Source organism: Comamonas composti DSM 21721 (assembly GCF_000429845.1).
Lineage (GTDB): Bacteria > Pseudomonadota > Gammaproteobacteria > Burkholderiales > Burkholderiaceae_C > Comamonas > Comamonas composti.
Genome location: NZ_AUCQ01000038.1, coordinates 1 through 17,022, shown reverse-complemented (window position 1 = coordinate 17,022; position 17,022 = coordinate 1). Strand labels below are relative to the sequence as shown.

General features: G+C 65.8%; 11 protein-coding genes. 10 read left to right on the top strand and 1 reads right to left on the bottom strand.

The genetic code is table 11. From position 1 onward, the window contains the following. Positions 1 to 66: 66 nt before the first annotated feature. The 3 genes from G486_RS0115665 to G486_RS0115655 are packed head-to-tail and all read left to right on the top strand — an operon-like array spanning position 67 to position 2,253. Positions 67 to 339 carry a hypothetical protein gene (locus G486_RS0115665; RefSeq protein ID WP_027016390.1) on the top strand — a complete coding sequence of 91 codons (273 nt, stop codon included), beginning with the start codon at positions 67 to 69 and terminating at the stop codon, positions 337 to 339. Next, positions 320 to 649 (top strand): hypothetical protein, encoded by a 330-nt coding sequence (locus G486_RS22540; protein ID WP_051303597.1) that lies wholly within the window; start codon positions 320 to 322, stop codon positions 647 to 649. The genes G486_RS0115665 and G486_RS22540 overlap by 20 nt, the downstream gene beginning before the upstream one ends. Further along, positions 646 to 2,253, top strand: a complete 1,608-nt coding sequence (locus G486_RS0115655) for a PepSY-associated TM helix domain-containing protein (RefSeq protein WP_027016389.1) — start codon at positions 646 to 648, stop codon at positions 2,251 to 2,253. Before G486_RS22540 ends, G486_RS0115655 begins: the two co-directional genes overlap by 4 nt. Before the next feature lie 138 nt (positions 2,254 to 2,391). On the opposite strand, the gene G486_RS0115650 is transcribed toward G486_RS0115655, so the two are convergent. Beyond that, positions 2,392 to 3,348, bottom strand: a complete 957-nt coding sequence (locus tag G486_RS0115650; protein WP_027016388.1) for a helix-turn-helix transcriptional regulator — start codon at positions 3,346 to 3,348, stop codon at positions 2,392 to 2,394. A gap of 172 nt (positions 3,349 to 3,520) precedes the next feature. Between G486_RS0115650 and G486_RS0115645 the strand changes: the two genes are divergently transcribed. The 7 genes from G486_RS0115645 to G486_RS22535 all read left to right on the top strand — a co-directional run. Further along, positions 3,521 to 4,558, top strand: a complete 1,038-nt coding sequence (locus tag G486_RS0115645) for a class I SAM-dependent methyltransferase (protein ID WP_027016387.1) — start codon at positions 3,521 to 3,523, stop codon at positions 4,556 to 4,558. Between the two features lie 289 nt (positions 4,559 to 4,847). Further along, positions 4,848 to 6,071: an NnrS family protein gene (locus G486_RS0115635; RefSeq protein WP_027016386.1), complete on the top strand. Its 1,224-nt coding sequence runs from the start codon at positions 4,848 to 4,850 to the stop codon at positions 6,069 to 6,071. Beyond that, positions 6,071 to 6,526, top strand: coding sequence for an RrF2 family transcriptional regulator (locus G486_RS0115630; protein ID WP_027016385.1), 456 nt, complete (start codon positions 6,071 to 6,073; stop codon positions 6,524 to 6,526). Before G486_RS0115635 ends, G486_RS0115630 begins: the two co-directional genes overlap by 1 nt. A 522-nt stretch (positions 6,527 to 7,048) precedes the next feature. After that, on the top strand, positions 7,049 to 10,603 hold the full coding sequence (recC, locus tag G486_RS0115625) for an exodeoxyribonuclease V subunit gamma (protein ID WP_027016384.1): 3,555 nt from the start codon (positions 7,049 to 7,051) through the stop codon (positions 10,601 to 10,603). Beyond that, positions 10,600 to 14,394, top strand: a complete 3,795-nt coding sequence (gene recB, locus G486_RS0115620; RefSeq protein WP_027016383.1) for an exodeoxyribonuclease V subunit beta — start codon at positions 10,600 to 10,602, stop codon at positions 14,392 to 14,394. Before recC ends, recB begins: the two co-directional genes overlap by 4 nt. Next, positions 14,391 to 16,532, top strand: a complete 2,142-nt coding sequence (gene recD / locus G486_RS0115615) for an exodeoxyribonuclease V subunit alpha (protein WP_034388008.1) — start codon at positions 14,391 to 14,393, stop codon at positions 16,530 to 16,532. Before recB ends, recD begins: the two co-directional genes overlap by 4 nt. A 219-nt stretch (positions 16,533 to 16,751) precedes the next feature. After that, the coding region (locus tag G486_RS22535) for a transposase (RefSeq protein ID WP_034388006.1) at positions 16,752 to 17,022 on the top strand (271 nt) is incomplete at its 3' end.

Below are 17,022 nucleotides of genomic sequence, written 5' to 3'. Positions count from 1 at the left end.
GTTCTGCCCGGGTATCCGGGGCCAGGCATGTCCTGCAGATGCCCGATTTTTTATGACGTGGTTTTCATGCTTTCTTTCACTGCGATAGGCCTGTTGCTCGTTGCACTGGCCTGTCTGTTGATTTATGCGGCCTCTCCCAATCAGCGCTTATGGGCCAAGCCCTGGCCTCAATGGCCTGCGCGGCTGACAGGAGCAGGCCTGTTGATCGCCGGCTGGCTGGGACTGTTGCAGAGCATGCAGCCGTTGGCTGCCTGTTTCACACTGCTGACCACGCTGATGCTGGTCTTTGCGCTGCTGCCGTATATCGGAGCTCTGGCCCATGCCCAACGCAACACTTGATTCTCCGCCCGAGCAGCGCCGCAAGCCCGATCCGATACGTCCCGACTGGATCAGCAAGACCCTGGCCGGGCTGCTGCTGGGTCTGGGTCTGGGCATCAGTTGCAGCGGCTTGTTGGCCGCACTGCTGACGGGCATGCCGCTGCCCGTCAGTGGCCAGTTGGTGATGTGGCTGTTGCCCCCTATCTGGCTGGGTACCCAGGCCCTGGTGTATTTCTTTGCCAGCGGCCTGCGCGCCTGGGCCTGGCTGGGCCTGGCCAATGTGCTGGCTCTGGGCGCTTGGTGGCTGGCGCACTTCTGGAGTCTGACGTGAGAGCCGATTACATCCGCATCTATAAATCGGTCCATACCTGGACTGGCATCTTGAGCGGCATGGCCTTGTTCATCGCCTTTTATGCAGGGGCGCTGACGGTGTTCAAGGAGCCGATACGGCACTGGTCGACCCCGCCCGCCGCCCTTCTGACCCCGGTGCCCATGGACCAGTTGCAGCCACTGCTGACTGCAACTTTCTCGAGCACGGCGGCTGCCGCACGCGGAGCCAGCTTGGAGCTGGAAGGCGATCGGGCCATTCCGCGTCTGGAATGGCAGGTGCGCAACCCCAAGGCCGATGACCACGACGAAAGCGGAGTACGCAACTTCACGGCCGAGCAGGCTGCTGCGGATGGTGGCGTGCAGATCAGCGAGCAGCATTCTTCGCGTCTGGTCGAGTTCATCGACGTGCTGCACCGCGTGGTGGGGCTTCCCGTCGACTCCGACCCCAACCGCTGGCTGATGGGGGTGATTGCCGGGCTGTATTTCCTGGCTCTGGTCTCCGGCGTCGTGGTGCTTCTGCCTTCGCTGGTCAAGGATTTTTTTGCGCTGCGCGTGGGGCGCAACACCAAGCGCATGTGGCTGGACGCTCACAATGTGGTAGGCATTGTCAGTCTGCCGTTTCACATCGTGATGGCCTTGAGCGCCGTGGTGTTTGCCTATCACGACCAGATCTATGCCGTGCAGGACAAGCTGGTGCATGGCGGCCAATGGGCTCAGGCATTTCCGCGCGGGCAGGGAAACCCGGCTGAAGCGCTGCAGCACGATCCCGCCGATATGCTGCTCCCTTCGCAACTGGTGAGGATCGCCCGGGAAGCCGCGCCCGGCTTTGAGCCCACCAAACTGCAATACGTCCAGGTCACCGGTCCCAAGCCTGCGGTGCGCGTCTGGGGTCACAACCATGCTGCAGTCTCTCCGCGTGCCGCCGGCGGCTTTGCTGCTCTGGACCCCTACAGCGGCAAGCTGCTCTCCAGCGACTACCTGCCAGGCATGCAGAGTACCCCCAATCTTTTCATCAGCAGTTTCTTCGCGCTGCACATGGCCTCGTTCGGAGGGCTGGCCGTGGGCTGGCTGTATTTTCTGCTGGGCCTGGCTGGTGCCTGGCTGTTCTATGGTGGCAATCTGCTGTGGGTGGAAAGCAGGCGCAAGGCTCAGCGCAGAGGCGCAGACCTGCCGGTGCAGCGGCGCGATACGGCCTGGATGGCTGCGGCCACCGTGGGCGTATGCCTTGGCTGCGTGGCCGGAATTTCTTTGACCCTGGCCGCAGCCAAATGGTTGCCGGGTCGTGTGCAAGACCAGGCCGCCTGGCATATGGGGTTGTACTACCTCGTCTTCTTTGCCTGCCTGGTCTGGGCTTTTGGCCGAGGGGCTGCACGCGCCGTGGTGCCGCTGCTGTGGCTGGCCGTGCTCTGCACCGCCTTGATTCCGCTGTCTTCACTACTGGGCTGGGCGCTTCCCAGCTCCGGTCTGTGGCTGGACAGCTCTACGCTGGGAGTGGATCTGACAGCCCTGGCCGGCGCTGCCGCCCTGACCTGGATGGCCCGCGCCACGGCAAGGCGGGTGCGCAACGGTCCTGCTGACAGCGTGTGGTCGCTAAGAGGCGTGTGATTGGGCAATGGCTTGCATGGCCCAGGCAAGGGCTTGATTCCAAAAGCCAAACAAACGATGAGCTGGTCGGCGGCGCCTGTTCATGCCCCTGCATGACCTGTGCTCCAACTTCGCGTACTCGCCTGGTTGGGGGCGGGGTTAGTGCCGCAGGCGGCTCTTGAGCAGGGGCGCCACGGACTTGGGCGGGCGGCCATAGTAGTGCTCGAAAGCTGCGCTGAAGCTGGATAGATGCTTGTAGCCCACCTGATATGCAACGGTCGAGACATACAGGCCGGACTCCAGCAGTTCCCAGGCTTTTCGCATGCGGATATCGGTCAGCATGCGGTGTGGACTGGTGCCGAACAGCGCGCGAAAGCCCTGTTTGAGCTTGAACTCATTGGTGCCCACTGCAGCGCACAGATAGGCAATCGTCAGCGGGCTGTTGAACCGGTCTCTCAAGATGGCTCGGGCTCGCAGCATCAACTCCTGGTCGGTTGCGCTGAGCTTGCCAATGGCAGGAGCTGGCGGCGGCATGAAGGCCCGGGTGTGCTCGGCGAGCAGGCCCAGGGCCGCGATCTGAAGCTCTAACAAGCTGCCTGCATGCTCATGCAAGTGCACCAGCGAATCCGCCTGGCGCCGGATGGCTGTGCCATGTTTGCCAAAGAACAGATGGCGCGGAGACTGGTTGCCGTCACCGGCAGCGGGCAACAGACCGTGCAGCCCATATTTGTGCAGCAAGGGCGCTTCAACAATCAGGCGCAGCTGACGCACGGGCTGGTTGGCCGCAAAGCGTCGCTGGCCGCTGGTGCTGGCGAAGGCCGCCAGGGTGCTGTGTCCGGCGACAAAGTCAAAGCGTTGGCCGTTTGCTCCCAAGACGTTCGACTGCCCTTGCAAGGCAATGGTCAGGGTCAGAGACCATGTGCGTTCGATGACGCTGGACTCGCTCAGATCCTGTGTGGGCAGATAGCTGGCATAGGCCAGGGTCAGGCCATCGTCGAAGGTCAGGTGATCGGTGAAGCAGCGGCCTGTTTCTGATGGCAGCTCGGAACGGCGCCAGTTCGCGCGGCGCATAGCGGGCGAGACGAGGCGGCTGGGGGAGCTCAGGCAATCCTGCATGGCGTGCTTTCTTGGTGCGATCTTGGGTCTGAGCAGTACTTCGCTTCGAAATCCCAAAGAAAGAATCCGCTTTGCCTAACAAGTTGATGATAGCAATTCTCATTTGGGTTCTATAGTGATTCCAGGGCGAATGGCGCCGACCTGATCTGGCGCACCCAAGAAGGAGCACTGCATGCCATCTCATTTTGAACATCCTCTGCAAGCTTTCTGGAATCTTGCCGCAGCCCCGCTGCAGGCCCAGGCGCTGGAGCAGGCACTGGAGCATGACCTGTTCAGCCAGATCACCCCCGAGGCCACGGCCCAGGCCATGGCCCTGCGATTGGGGTTGAATCTCGCTGCCACTTCCGTCTGGCTGGATCTGTTGTGGAGCATGGGGCTGCTGGAGCGTCAGGTGAGCGCGCACAACCCCGAACCCACATACAGTGCATCTGCGCTGGCGACGCGGTTTTTTCTGCAAGGCTCGGCAGACCCATGCAGCCAAGCCTGGTTGTACCGCAACCGTTTTTTGTCGGGGCTGTCCACGCAATGGCCCAGCCTGCTGCGTCAGGGCTTTGACCCTGCACAACAGGTGGCGCAAAGCGTGGCACCCAAGGGCAGCTGGGCCCAGGCTGCCCGCGAGCAGATCGGGCAGGAGCAGCGAGCCATCACCGTGCCGGCCGTACTGCGCCTGCTGGATACGCTGGCGCCCCTGCCGCAGCAAGGCCGCTTGCTGGATCTTGGCGGAGGGCCGGGTCATGTGGCAATTGCACTGGCCCAGCGCCTGCCTGGCTGGTGCGGCACGGTCTGCGACCAGCCGGAGACCGCCGAGGTGGCCAGAGAGCAGATCCATGCAGCCGGGCTGTCGCACCGCCTGGACACCCTGGGCTGCGACCTGAACCACGAGGCCATGGGCCAGGGTTACGACCTGATCTGGTGCTCCTCGGTGCTGCATTTTCTGCGTGAGCCGCAGGCCGCCGTGCGCCGCATGTTCGAGGCTCTCAACCCCGGAGGTCTGCTGCTGCTGGCGCATGCCGAACTTGCGGATGATCCGGCGCTGGCCGCATGTGTCCTGCCTTTCTACAGCGGCGTCATGCTGCGCGGCAACTATCTGCCCCGGCAGGGGGAGCTAGGGCAAATGCTGATGAATGCAGGCTTCTCGGATATCAAGGCCTTGGGGCGGGTCGACTTTCCCATGGCGCCGGTCTGGGTGCATGGAGGGCGCAGACCATGATGGTTGCGCAGGCGTTCGTGGCTGCCGCAGTCGCTGCCGCGATGCTTGAACCTGGCGCCGTGCGTTTCCTGTGGCGTGCCCGGTCTGGCCGGACGTTTTTCGCGCGTCATGGGAGGAGCTTGAGCGACGCATGATCTTCGGCCAGCAGGCCCGTGTTTGAGCTACATCAGGTGCGGCCTTTCAAATTGCACGCTGAAAGGCTTAAAGATATATATTAAATAAATCTTATAGCCGGCCTGAAATCGCAAACAGCCATCCTGCTGAATGTCAGGCCTCAAGGAGTTGCCGCATGTCGCAGCTATTGCATCTAGAAGAGCCCACGCCTGCTCGAAAGCCCGCGCCCCAATGGGATGCTTTTCTGACCATGGGCTTCAGGCCTTTGTATCTGCTCGGCTGTCTGTGGGCTGCGTTGTCCGTGGCGCTCTGGGTGTTTGCTCCACAGTGGCTGACTGGGCGGCTGGGCGGGGTGCTATGGCATGCGCATGAGATGCTGTGGGCCTTTGTGGCCACGATCGCGGTAGGCTTTCTGCTCACGGCTGCAGGCAACTGGACCGGGCGCAACCCTCTGGATGGCAAGCCTCTGGCCGCCCTGTGCGGGCTATGGGGTCTGGCGCGCCTGGGCCTGCTGGTGCCCGGCACTTCGGCCTTTGTGCTGGGCGTTGTGTGCGAATTGCTGTTTTTTGCAGGCGCTGCTCTTGCCATCGGGCGCGTGATTTACGCGGCGCGCAGCCGGCGCAACTACGGCTTGCCCATCTTGTTGCTCGGTCTTGGCCTAGCCGATGCTTTGTTCCTGTGGTCGACCTGGCAGGGCGACTATGCACTGCTCATGCAGCGCTTTTATGCCGGCCTGCTGTGCATGGCCGTGATCGCCTTGCTGATTGCCCGGCGTGTGATTCCATTTTTTGCGATGCGTGCCGTGGCCGGCTTGCAGATTCCCATGCTCGCCGGCAGCGGCTCCTGGCAACTGGGAGCGAGTTGCGTGGCCATCGCCTGTCTGCTGGCGGGCTGGATGCCTGGTGTGGCCGCAGGCCTGGGCCTGGCGGGCCTGCTCACGCTGCTGCAGGTCGTGGCCTGGCAGCCCTGGGCCGTGCGCAAAGTGCCTTTGCTATGGATTCTCTACCTGGGTCATGCGGCTCTGGGTCTGGGTCTGCTCGTGGCAGCGGCTCAGGCCGTTGGCCTGGTGGTGCGCCTGGCCTGGCCGGTCCATGTGATCGGCGTTGCGGGTTTTTCCGTGCTGATCATCGGCATGGTCACGCGCACGGCTCTCGGTCATCTGGGCCGGCCGTTGCGCACGGATGCGAGCATGCTCACAGCCTATGGTCTGGTGATTGCCGCAGCGGCCCTGCGCCTGCTGGCCTTGTGGCCTTCGGGCTTTTCCCTGGCGCTGCTGCATGCATCGGCGCTGGTCTGGGTTCTTGGCTTTGGACTTTACCTGTGGCGTTTCGTGCCCATGCTGATCCGTCCGCGCGTGGACCACCCGGGCCCGGGCGCCATGCGCATCAGGAGGGCTTGATGCGTCTGACCATGATGACCGACTATGCGTTGCGCCTGCTGATGCATGTGGCTCAGCAGCCTGAGCGGCTTTGCACGATTGCCGAAGTAGCCCGGGCCCAGCGTATTTCCGAAGCGCATCTCATGAAGGTCACGCATCAACTCGCCCTCCAGGGCTGGCTGGAAACCGTGCGTGGAAAGGGCGGCGGCATGCGCCTGGCGCATGCGCCGGCCGACATCAATCTGGGCGCCGTAGTGCGCGGCATGGAAAGCGATTTCGCACTGGTCGAGTGCTTTGGCAGTGCCAGCCAATGCAGCTTTACGGGGCAGTGCACGCTGGCTGGTGTGCTGGGCGGGGCGTTGCAAAGCTTTATGGCGCATCTGGACGGTTTCTCCTTGGCCGATTTGCTGCCCCGGCCCGGCAAGTCTGTGCGCCTTCGACCTTCTGCGGCCCTGGAGCGCAAAGCCAAAGGCTGAGACCTGAGAACGTGTTGACGATCTCTACGCTGCCGCGTTGGAGCGCAATCGGGATGAGTTCAAAGCGATGGGGCGCAGCTTGCACCGGGGTGCAAGCAAGCCACAGCGCTAGAAAATAGCCCGATTTCGCTCCAACCCTTCGGGCCAGTGTCTTTGCGGGCGGTCTACAGCGTTGCGAATCCTCGCAATAGCACGGCTATTGCTGCGGTATCGCGCCTTGTATCCCATCCCGCACAGACACTGGCGCGGCACCGAGGAGATCGTAAACACGTTCTGAGATCGTGAACACGCTCTGAAGGGGCAGCCCTGGAAAGCGCCCGGGGTAGCGGCCAAGACGCAGAGCCAGCCTGTTTTGATAGCTGGTACCGCTTGCTCTTATTGAGTTTCATCGATCAATCTATTTGAACTCCAAGAAATACCAGTGGTTCCAGCTATCAATATTGGTATTTCATTTCCCCCGCCGCACGCAAAGGCTTGACCGCAAGTTAAGCTCCCACGCTGGTGCAGACACAGGAGTTCGGGGTGGAATCGCAATGGCAACCGGGGTTGATCGCCCTGCATGGGAATCAGACCGAGGTGCTGGCCGACACCGTGCTTGCCTGGCTGGCCGCACGGCCTCTGGCTGCGCTGGAGCCCGAGGTGGTGCTGGTGCAGAGCAATGGCATGGCCGAGTGGTTCAAGATGCGCATGGCCGAGCAGTTGGGCGTGTGCGCCGCCGCCAGCGTGGAGCTGCCCGCGCGCTTCGTCTGGCGCAGCTACCGCCAGGTGCTGGGGCGCCAGGCCGTGCCCAGGCAGTCGCCGCTGGACAAGACGCCCATGACCTGGCGGCTCATGCGCCTGCTGCCCCAGTATCTGCAAGACCCGGTGTTTGCGCCGATTGCTGGCTTTCTGCGGCCCGGTGAGCCCGAGCGGCTGCTGCAGCTCTCCCAGCGCCTGGCCGACCTGTTCGACCAATACCAGATCTACCGCGCCGACTGGCTCGATGCCTGGGCCGCAGGGCGCGACGAGCTGCCCTCGGCTGGCGGGCGCGAGGCCAGGCCCTTGTCCGCGGACCAGCGCTGGCAGCCCGCGCTGTGGCGCCTGGTGCTGGCCGAGCTGTCCGAGGAGCAGCAAGGCGTCACGCGCAGCGCCTTGCAGGCCCGCGTGATCCAGGCACTGGAGTCGGGGGTGGCGCCCGTGATGCCGCTGGCGCGGCGGGTCGTGGTCTTCGGCATCAGCCAGCTGCCCATGGGCCTGCTGCAGTTTCTCGCGGCCCTGGCGCGCCACAGCCAGGTGCTGCTGGCCGTCTCCAACCCCTGCCGCTTTCACTGGGCCGATGCCATAGACGGGCGCGAGCTGCTGCGCATGAGCCGGCGCCGCCACCCGCTGCGTGGCGGTCGCGATCTGGCCGAGATACCGCTGGCCGCCATGCATGCCCATGCCCATCCGCTGCTGTCGGCCTGGGGCCGGCAAAGCCGCGACCATGTGCGCCAGCTCGACGCGTTTGACACCCAGGGCGCGGCGGCCGGGATGCAGTTTCCACGCCTGGACCTGTTCGAGGAAGGCGATGCCGAGGAGCTGCGCGCCGCGCCCCTGCTGGCCCAGGTGCAGCAGCGCATACGCGATCTGGTGCCCATGGCCGAGCATCCGCCGTATGAGGTGGCCCGCGCCGACCGGTCCATCGTCTTTCATAGCGCCCACGGCCTGGTGCGCGAGCTCGAAGTGCTGCACGACCAGCTGCTCGCGCTGCTGGCCAGCCCGCCCGTGCCTGGCCAGGCGCCGCTTGCGCCGCGCGACGTGGTGGTCATGCTGCCCGCCATCGAAGAGGCAGCGCCCGCCATACGTGCCGTGTTCGGCCAGTACGGCCGCCATGATGCACGCCATATTCCGTTTGATATTGCCGACCTGGGCGCGCGCCAGAGCAGCCCGCTGATTCTGGCCCTGCAATGGCTGCTGCGCCTGCCCCGCCAGCGCTGCCGCCTGAGCGAGCTGTGCGACCTGCTCGACGTGCCTGCGATTGCTGCCCGCCTGGGGCTGGACGCCGAGGACCTGCCCTTGCTCACGCGCTGGATGGCCGGCGCTGGCATACGCTGGGGGCTGGATGCGGGGCAGCGCGCCTCCCTGGGGCTTGGGGCTTGCGGCGCGCACAACAGTGCCCTGTTCGGCCTGCAGCGCATGCTGCTCGGCTATGCGAGCGGCGCAGGCCTTGAAGATCAGGCCTTCGGCGGCATCGAGGCCTATGACGAGATCGGCGGGCTGTCGGCCGAGCTCGCGGGCCTGCTGGCCGCCTTGCTGACCCGGCTGCTGGCCTGGTGGGGCGAGGCCGAAAAGCCTGCGGGGCCTCATGCCTGGGCCCGGCGCTTTCGCGTGCTGCTGCAGGAATTCTTTCTTGCCAAAAGCCAGGAGGATCAGGCCATGCTGGCTGCGCTGGAGACGGCGCTCACGGCCTGGCAGGAGGCTTGCGAGCAGGCCGGCTTCGAGGCCGCTATCGATTTGAGCGTGGCCCAGGAGGCCTGGATGCAGGCGCTCGACCAACCCTCGCTGTCCCAGCGCTTTCGCGCAGGCGGGGTGACCTTTTGCACGTTGATGCCCATGCGCGCGATTCCGTTCGAGGTCGTCTGCCTGCTGGGCATGAACGACGGCGACTACCCGCGGCGGGCCACGCGCAGCGACTTCGACCTCATGGCCCTCGCGGGCCAGCACCGCCCCGGCGACCGCGCGCGCCGCGACGATGACCGCCAGTTGATGCTCGAAGCCCTGCTCTCGGCGCGGCGCCAGCTCTACATCAGCTGGACCGGGCGCCATGTGCGCGACAACAGCGAGCAGCCGCCTTCGGTGCTGGTCTCCCAGCTGCGTGACTACCTGGCGGCGGGTTGGTGTGGCGAGGGCGCCCGGGGACAGACGCGCGAGGACCAGGGCCGTGCCCTGCTGGCCCAGCGCACGCAACAGCATGCGCTGCAGCCCTTCAGCCGCCGTTATTTCGAGCAGGGCTCCGGCCTGGCCACCTATGCACGCGAATGGCGCGCAGCCCATGAGCAGGCCGGTGATGCCTTGATGCCGCAGCCCGCGGCCTTTGTGCCCGATGAGGGCTCGCCGCTGGATCTGGCGCGCCTGCTGGATTTTCTGCGCCATCCGGCGCGCGCCTTTTTGCGCCAGCGCCTGCAGGTGCGCTTCGAGCTGGAGGAGAACCTGGTCGAGGACGAGGAGATCTTTGCGCTCGACGGTCTTGCCGAATACGCGCTGATCCAGCAATTGCAGAAACAGGTCGTCCAGGCGCTGGAGCCTGCGCAAGGCGATCTGGCGGATCTGCTGCAGGCCCGTGTGGGCCGCCAGATCGGGCGACTGGAGCGCGCAGGCCGGCTGCCGCTGGCAGGGCTCGGACGGCGCGAGGCGCTGGCCTTGCAGCAGGCCGTGATGCCCTCGCTGCTGGCCTGGCAGGAGCAGATCCAGCAATGGCCGCGCGAGGCGCCGCGTCAGCGCCTGCAGCTGCGACAGGAGGGCCTGATTCTGGACGACTGGCTGGATGGCCTGCGCGAGCGCGATCCGGGTGCGCCCGCAGGCGACGGACCGGCGGCCGATGGTGGCAGCCGCTGCTGGCTGACGCTGGAGCCGCGCAGCCTGCTGGGCAAGGACCAGAAGCCCCAGGCCTACAAGCTGCTGTCCCTTTATCTGCGCAGCCTGGCCTTGGGCGCCGTGGGGGCGAACAGCCTGGTGGGCGTGGTGGCGCGCGATGTGCTGATCTGGGCCGAACCCATGGAGCAGGACATGGCGCGGGAACGGCTGCTGGCCCTGATGGCGCTGTGGCGGCAGGGCCAGGACAAGCCCCTGGCCCTGCCACTCAGAACCGCCATTGCGCTGGCCCAGGGCAATCTGCAGGCCGCAAGCCAGGCCTATGAGGGCGGCCACATGCTGCGCGGAGAAGCCGAGGATGCGAACTGGGCGCGCTGCTATCCGACCTGGGAGGACTTGCAGGCCGAGCCTGGCTTCGAGGCCCGGGCTCTGGCTGTGTACGAGCCCATGCTCGAATGGATTAGAGACCACGTGCAGGCGCAGGCATTGCCTGAAATCCAGTCCGGAGCCGAGGAGGAAAACGCATGAGCGGCACAGACGCCAACCAGGCAAGCCATCAGCTCGATGCGCTGAGCTTTCCGCTGTGGGGCTCGCGCCTGATCGAGGCCAGCGCGGGCACAGGCAAGACCTGGACCATTGCCGCACTCTATCTGCGCCTGGTCCTGGGCCATGGCGCCGAGCAGGGCTTCGAGCGGCCGCTGATGCCGCCCGACATCCTGGTCATGACCTTTACGCGTGCGGCCACGCGCGAACTCTCCGACCGCATACGCGCGCGTCTTGTGGATGCCGTGCGCTGCTTCAGGGGCGAGGCCGAGCCCCAAGCCCATGATGGTTTTCTGCGCGATCTGCGCCATGCCTTTGCCCCCGGCGAGGAGCGCGAGCGCGCGGCCTGGCGGCTGGAGATGGCGGCCCAATCCATGGACGATGCAGCCATACACACCATCGATGCCTGGTGCCAGCGCATGCTGCGCGAGCACGCATTCGACAGCGGCAACCTGTTCGACGAAACCCTGGAGCCCGACGAGACCCAGCGCCGCACCGAGGCCGTGCAGGACTACTGGCGCCAGCAATGCTATCCACTAACAGGCGAGCAACTGGAGCTGGCGCTCAAGACCTGGCCGCAGGTGGGCGCATTGCTGGCCGACATGCAGGGCCTGCTGCGCGAAAGCGTGGTCTTCGAGGCCCCGCCCATCAGCCTGGGCGAATGCATGGACCAGGTGGTGAGCGCGCAAAAGCAGCAACTGCAGGCCCTGGCCCAGGGCTGGGAGGACAAGGCGCAAAGGCTGGAGGACTGGCTGGACGGGCAACTGGCCCAGAACAAGAGCGCGTGGAATGGCGCCAAGCTCAAGGCCGCCAACTACAAGAACTGGCTGCAGGCCTTGCGCGCCTGGACCCAAGCGCCGCACAAGGGTTTGGCAGCTCAGCTCAAGACCGGCGCCACGCGGTTGCTTCCCCAGGGGCTGGATGATGCGCGCAAGGGCGACGTGGCTGTGGAGCTGCCGCCGGAGTCCGCGCAACTGGCCGATCTGCTGGCAGCCCTGGAGACGCTGCCCGATATCCGCAGCACGCTGCGCCTGCATGCGGCAGCCCATGTGAGCCAGCGCCTGCAGTGGCTGAAAAGCCGGGCCGGAACCTTTGGCTTTGCCGACATGCTGCAGCGTCTGGACAAGGCCCTGGCCGCAGACAACGGCGCCCAGTTGCGCCAGCGCATCCTGGAGCAGTACCCGCTGGCGCTGATCGATGAATTCCAGGACACCTCGCCGCTGCAGTACAGCCTGTTCGACCGCATCTACCGCACGGCAGACAACGACCCGCACAGCGGCCTGCTGTTGATTGGCGATCCCAAGCAGTCCATCTACGGCTTTCGCGGCGCCGACATCTACAGCTATCTGCAGGCGCGTGAGGCCACGGCGGGCCGCCATTACGTGCTGGGCACGAATTACCGCTCCACCCGGCAACTGGTCGATGCCGTCAACCACTGGTTTGCACGCGCCGAGCAGCGGCCCGGCGAGGCGGCTTTCATGTTCAGGAATGGCTGCCGCAACCCCTTGCCGTTCGAGCCCGTGGCCGCCCAGGGGCGCAGCGAGCAGTTGCGCACCCGGTCCGGCCCCATGCCAGCCATGACACTGGCTCTGGGCGCGGGCTGCAGCGACGATGGAGGGGCTGAGCCCTTGTCCGGGCAGGACATGCTGCGCAGCTTTGCGGCCCATTGCGCCGAGCAGATCGTGGACTGGCTCGGCGATGCGCAGGCAGGCTTTGAAGACGTGGGCGGCAGCTTCAGGCGCCTGCGCCCCGCCGATATTGCAGTGCTGGTGCGCAGCGGCAAGGAGGCCGCAGCCATACGCCGCGAACTGCAGGCGCGCGCCGTGGCCTCGGTGTATCTGTCGGACCAGGACTCGGTGTTTGCAGGCGACGAAGCCCATGACCTCGTCTACTGGCTGCGTGCCGTGGCAGCGCCGCGCGATGCGATGGCGGTGCGTGCGGGGCTGGCGACAAGACTTCTGGGGCTGTCGCTGGACGAGCTGGCCTGGCTGGCGGCCAACGAGCAGGCCTTTGACGAGCACAGCGAGCTGCTGCATGAGCTGCAAGGCATATGGCAGCGCCAGGGCGTGCTGGCCATGCTGCGGCAAACGCTTTTCCGCCTGGATCTGCCCGCGCGCTGGCTGCGGCTGGACATGGGGGGCGAGCGGCGCCTGACCAACTATCTGCACCTGGCCGAACTGCTGCAAAGCGCGGGTGCGCGGCTCGAAGGGGAGCAGGCGCTGATACGCTGGTTTCAGGCTCAGATCGACGAGCCTGGCGCTGCAAGCGATGCACAGATCGTGCGCCTGGAGTCCGATGCCGACCTCGTCAAGATCGTCACCGTGCACAAAAGCAAGGGCCTTGAATATGCGCTGGTCTGCCTGCCGTTCGCGAGCAGTTTTCGCCCGCTGGAGCGCGCCAGAACCCCGTTTCTGAGCCTGCCCGCGCAGGCCCATGGCCGGCCTGGGCGCGAGCTCGTGCTGAACTACGACGATGCCCAGTTGCAACAGGCGGACCGAGAACGTCTGCGCGAGGACTTGCGGCTTTTCTATGTGGCGCTCACGCGTGCGCGCCATGCCTTGTGGATGGGCCTGGCCCCGCTCAAGCGTGGCAATGCCAAGGCCTGCATGAACGAGAAGGGCGCTGCCGGCTATCTGCTTGCAGGCACCGAGCCGCGTTCGGCCGAAGCCTGGCTGGATGCAGCCAGGCAACTGTGCGCAGATGTGGGTCAGGAGCAGGTCATGGTCTGCTGCGATCTGACGCAAAAGACCTTGACCGGCCGGCCCTGGGAGCCTGCCGAAGAGGCCGAGCCCTTGCAGGAAGCGCAGGTCTATGCGGGGCACTTCGATACGCGCTGGGGCATTGGCAGCTTTTCGTCCCTGGTGCGTGCCATGGGCGGCGCAGGCCCGGCATCGGCGCCGGGTCTGCCCGTGCTGGCCGTGGCCGATCAGCGGCCGGCTGGCGACGAGTCCGGGCTCGACGAGGCGCTGGAGCCGATGCCGGTGCAGGCTGCCTGCACATCCGGCGTGGCGGTCTGGCATCGCTTTCTGCGCGGTCCGGTGGTCGGCAACTTCGTGCACGATCAGCTTGAATGGCTGGCCTCCGAAGGCTTCGAGCTGCCCGAAGATGGCGAAGGCCTGCTGGCCCAGCGCCTGCTCAAACGCTGCGAGCGTGCCGGCCGTGGCGAGCAGGGCAGCGATCTGCTGAGCTGGCTCACGGCCGTGGTGCATGCTCCTTTGCCGCCGTTGGATGCGAGTCTTGCGGGGCTCGACCGGATACTGCCGGAGATGGAGTTCTGGCTGCCTGCACGCCAGCTCTCGGCCCGGCGCATCGATCAGCTGTGCCGGCGCTTCATCCTGCCGGGGCGGGAGCGCCCTCAACTGCCGGCGCGCGCACTGCATGGCATGCTCATGGGCTTTGCCGACCTGGTGCTTCATCACCAGGGGCGCTATTGGGTGCTCGACTACAAGACCAATCAGCTGGGGCCGGGTGCGTCCTCCTATACCCCGGATGCGCTGGCGCAGGCCATGCTGGACCACCGCTATGACGTGCAGGCGGCTTTGTATCTGCTGGCCCTGCACCGGCTGCTGCGCAGCCGCCTGGGCCAGGCCTATGCGCCCGGGCGTGACCTGGGCGGTGCGCTGTATTACTTCTTGCGCGGAATCGACGGGCCGGCTCAGGGCATGCACTGGCTTGAGCCCGAGCCTGCGCTGCTGCAGGCCCTGGACGAACTGCTGGACCAGCCCCTGGAGAGCAGCCAGCCCGAGGATGAACAAGACTGGGAGATCGCGCCATGAGCCGCACAACAGGCCGGGCCAGGCGCCGGGCCGATAACGACACCCTGGACTTGTTCGGCGAGACCGGCGGCGATGCGCCCGCGCCCGCCTCGGTGCCGGACGGTGTTCTCGCGCAACTGCAGGCACTTGCCGATCTAGGCCTTTTGCGCAGGCTGGACGTGGCTCTGGCCGATTTTGTGGCCGGGCAGGATGGGCACGCAGAGCCGGCCTTGCTGGTTGCCGTGGCCGTGCTGGCGCAAATGGAGGGGCGTGGCCATAGCTGCCTGCCCCTGGCAGAGCTCGCTGCAAAGCCCAACGCGTTGCTGGCCTGGCCAGCCGAGGCCCTTGGCGCCCAGCAAGTGCTGTGGCAGGCCCTGCCCGCGAGGCTGGAGGGCTGGCTACAGGCCTTGCGCGCAAGTCCTGTGGTGCGTGAAATTGCGCAAGCCGGGCAAGCCGGGCAAGCCGGGCAGGCCGAGGACCGGGGCCAGCCTCTGGTGCTGGTCCATGCCCATGGACCGGCTCCCTTGCTGTACCTGCGCCGCTACTGGGATTACGAGCGCGGCGTGGCTGCGCGCATTGAACAGCGCATTTGCACGCAGATGGAGTTGGAGCCGGGCCTGGGCGCTGCCGGTGAAACGCAGGCCAGGCGCTGGCTGGAGCGTCTCTTTTCATCGTCTTCGCCCGAGCAGGCGGACTGGCAGAAGCGGGCTTGCGCGCTGGCGCTGCGCGGGCGCCTGTCGGTGATCACGGGCGGGCCGGGCACGGGCAAGACATATACGGCCGCGCGCCTGCTGGCCTTGCTGTTTGCCACGGCGCCCGATGCCGGCCAGCTGCGTGTGGCTCTGGCAGCGCCCACGGGCAAGGCTGCGGCGCGGCTCAAGCAGTCCATCGATACGGCCTTGCTGGAGTTGCAGGAAAGCATGGAGGGCGAGCTCGACCTGGTGGAGCTTGTGCAGCGCATGGGTGCGGCGCGCACCCTGCATTCGCTGCTGGGCGCACGCCCCGACACGCGGCACTGGGGCTTTCATGCGGGCCGCCCGCTGGATCTCGACGTACTCATCGTCGATGAGGCTTCCATGATCCATCTGGAAATGATGCACGCCTTGCTCGATGCCCTGCCTGCCCATGCAAGACTGGTGCTGCTGGGGGACAAGGATCAACTGGCCTCGGTCGAGGCCGGGGCCGTGCTGGGCGATCTCTGTGCGAACGCCCAGGCCGGATGCTATGCGCAGGACACGGCCGACTATGTGTTGCGCGTGGCCGGCCAGCGCCTGGAGCCTGGCTTCATGGCGGATGAGGCGCATGCTGCTCCGGCTCTGGCCCAGCACACGGTCATGCTGCGGACCAGCCGCCGCTTCGGCGGCCCCATAGGTCAGCTGGCGCTGGCGGTGAATTCCGGCCAGGCCGCGCAGGCGCAGGAACTTTTGCAGGCCGGCGTGAGCCAGGGCCTGCAGGCCCAGGTCTGGGGGCGCGAAGGCGGGGCCCGGCAGGCCGTGGTCGATCTCGCACTCTCAGGCAGGGGCGGCCATGCAAGCTATGCGGCCTATGCCCAGGCCCTGGGCCAGAGGCCGTCGGCAGGCGAAGGGCAGGAGGCTGTGCACCGCGCCTGGGTGGTCGAGGTCTTGCAGGCCTTCGAGCGCTTTCGGCTGCTGTGTGCCGTACGCGAAGGGGACTGGGGCGTGGCCGGGCTCAACCGTGCCGTGGAGCTGGTCTTGCAGCAGCGCGGCGTGATCCGCGAGAGCGGCGAGTGGTATGCGGGCCGGCCCGTCATGGTCACGCGCAACAGCGCGGAGCTCGATGTATTCAACGGCGATATCGGCATTGCCTTGCCGGGCTGGTCCACAGCCCAGGCACTGCGCGTGTACTTTCTGCGTGGCGAAGAGCTGCACTCCGTGGGCGTGGGCCGGCTGGCCCAGGTCGAGACGGCGTTTGCGATGACGGTGCACAAAAGCCAGGGCTCGGAGTTCGAGCACACGGCCTTGGTGCTGTCCTCCCAGGCCGGCCATGTGCTGAGCCGCGAGCTGGTCTATACGGGCATTACGCGTGCGCGCCAGGCTTTCAGTCTGCTGTCCCAGGGGCCAGGCCTGCTGGCTTCGGCAGTAGGCAGCCCCACACAGCGGGCCAGTGGTTTGCTGAGACTGCTGGGGGAGGGGCGATGATTGAACCGCTTGCTGCATCAATCGAGCAGGCAAATGCGGCGCGTTGACGTACACGGGGGCGACAGGCTCGGCTGACAAAGTAAATGTTGGCTGTGGTTCGGGCATGAGGTGTAAGTCTGTGCTTGCGGCGCTGTTCACTGCGCTGGAGCAGAGGGTGTACAGAATTTTGTGTAAACGGACAATCCATCGCAGGCGATAGCCTGCTTGTCCGCAAACACAATGACAACCAAGAAGCACGAAGTACCGCAAGAACTGTTGACCAGCCTGCTGGCCGATTACAAGAAGCCTGAAGACCTGATTGGCGAGAACGGCTTACTCAAGCAACTGACCAAACTGCTGGTGGAGAAGGCTCTGCAAGCAGAGCTGACCGAGCACCTGGGTCACGAGCGCCATGACGCCGTGGCCAACGCCAGCGGCAACACCCGCAACGGCACGAGCAAGAAGACTCTGAAGGGCGAGTTCGGCGAACTGTCCATCGAGGTGCCACGCG

Bases quoted from the DNA above. Each gene is read 5' to 3' on its own strand.
- G486_RS0115665 (WP_027016390.1), top strand. From the start codon at position 67: ATGCTTTCTTTCACTGCGATAGGCCTGTTGCTCGTTGCACTGGCCTGT.
- G486_RS0115645 (WP_027016387.1), top strand. From the start codon at position 3,521: ATGCCATCTCATTTTGAACATCCTCTGCAAGCTTTCTGGAATCTTGCC.
- G486_RS0115630 (WP_027016385.1), top strand. From the start codon at position 6,071: ATGCGTCTGACCATGATGACCGACTATGCGTTGCGCCTGCTGATGCAT.
- recD (WP_034388008.1), top strand. From the start codon at position 14,391: ATGAGCCGCACAACAGGCCGGGCCAGGCGCCGGGCCGATAACGACACC.
- G486_RS0115650 (WP_027016388.1), bottom strand. From the start codon at position 3,348: ATGCAGGATTGCCTGAGCTCCCCCAGCCGCCTCGTCTCGCCCGCTATG.
- G486_RS0115635 (WP_027016386.1), top strand. From the start codon at position 4,848: ATGTCGCAGCTATTGCATCTAGAAGAGCCCACGCCTGCTCGAAAGCCC.
- G486_RS22540 (WP_051303597.1), top strand. From the start codon at position 320: ATGCCCAACGCAACACTTGATTCTCCGCCCGAGCAGCGCCGCAAGCCC.
- recB (WP_027016383.1), top strand. From the start codon at position 10,600: ATGAGCGGCACAGACGCCAACCAGGCAAGCCATCAGCTCGATGCGCTG.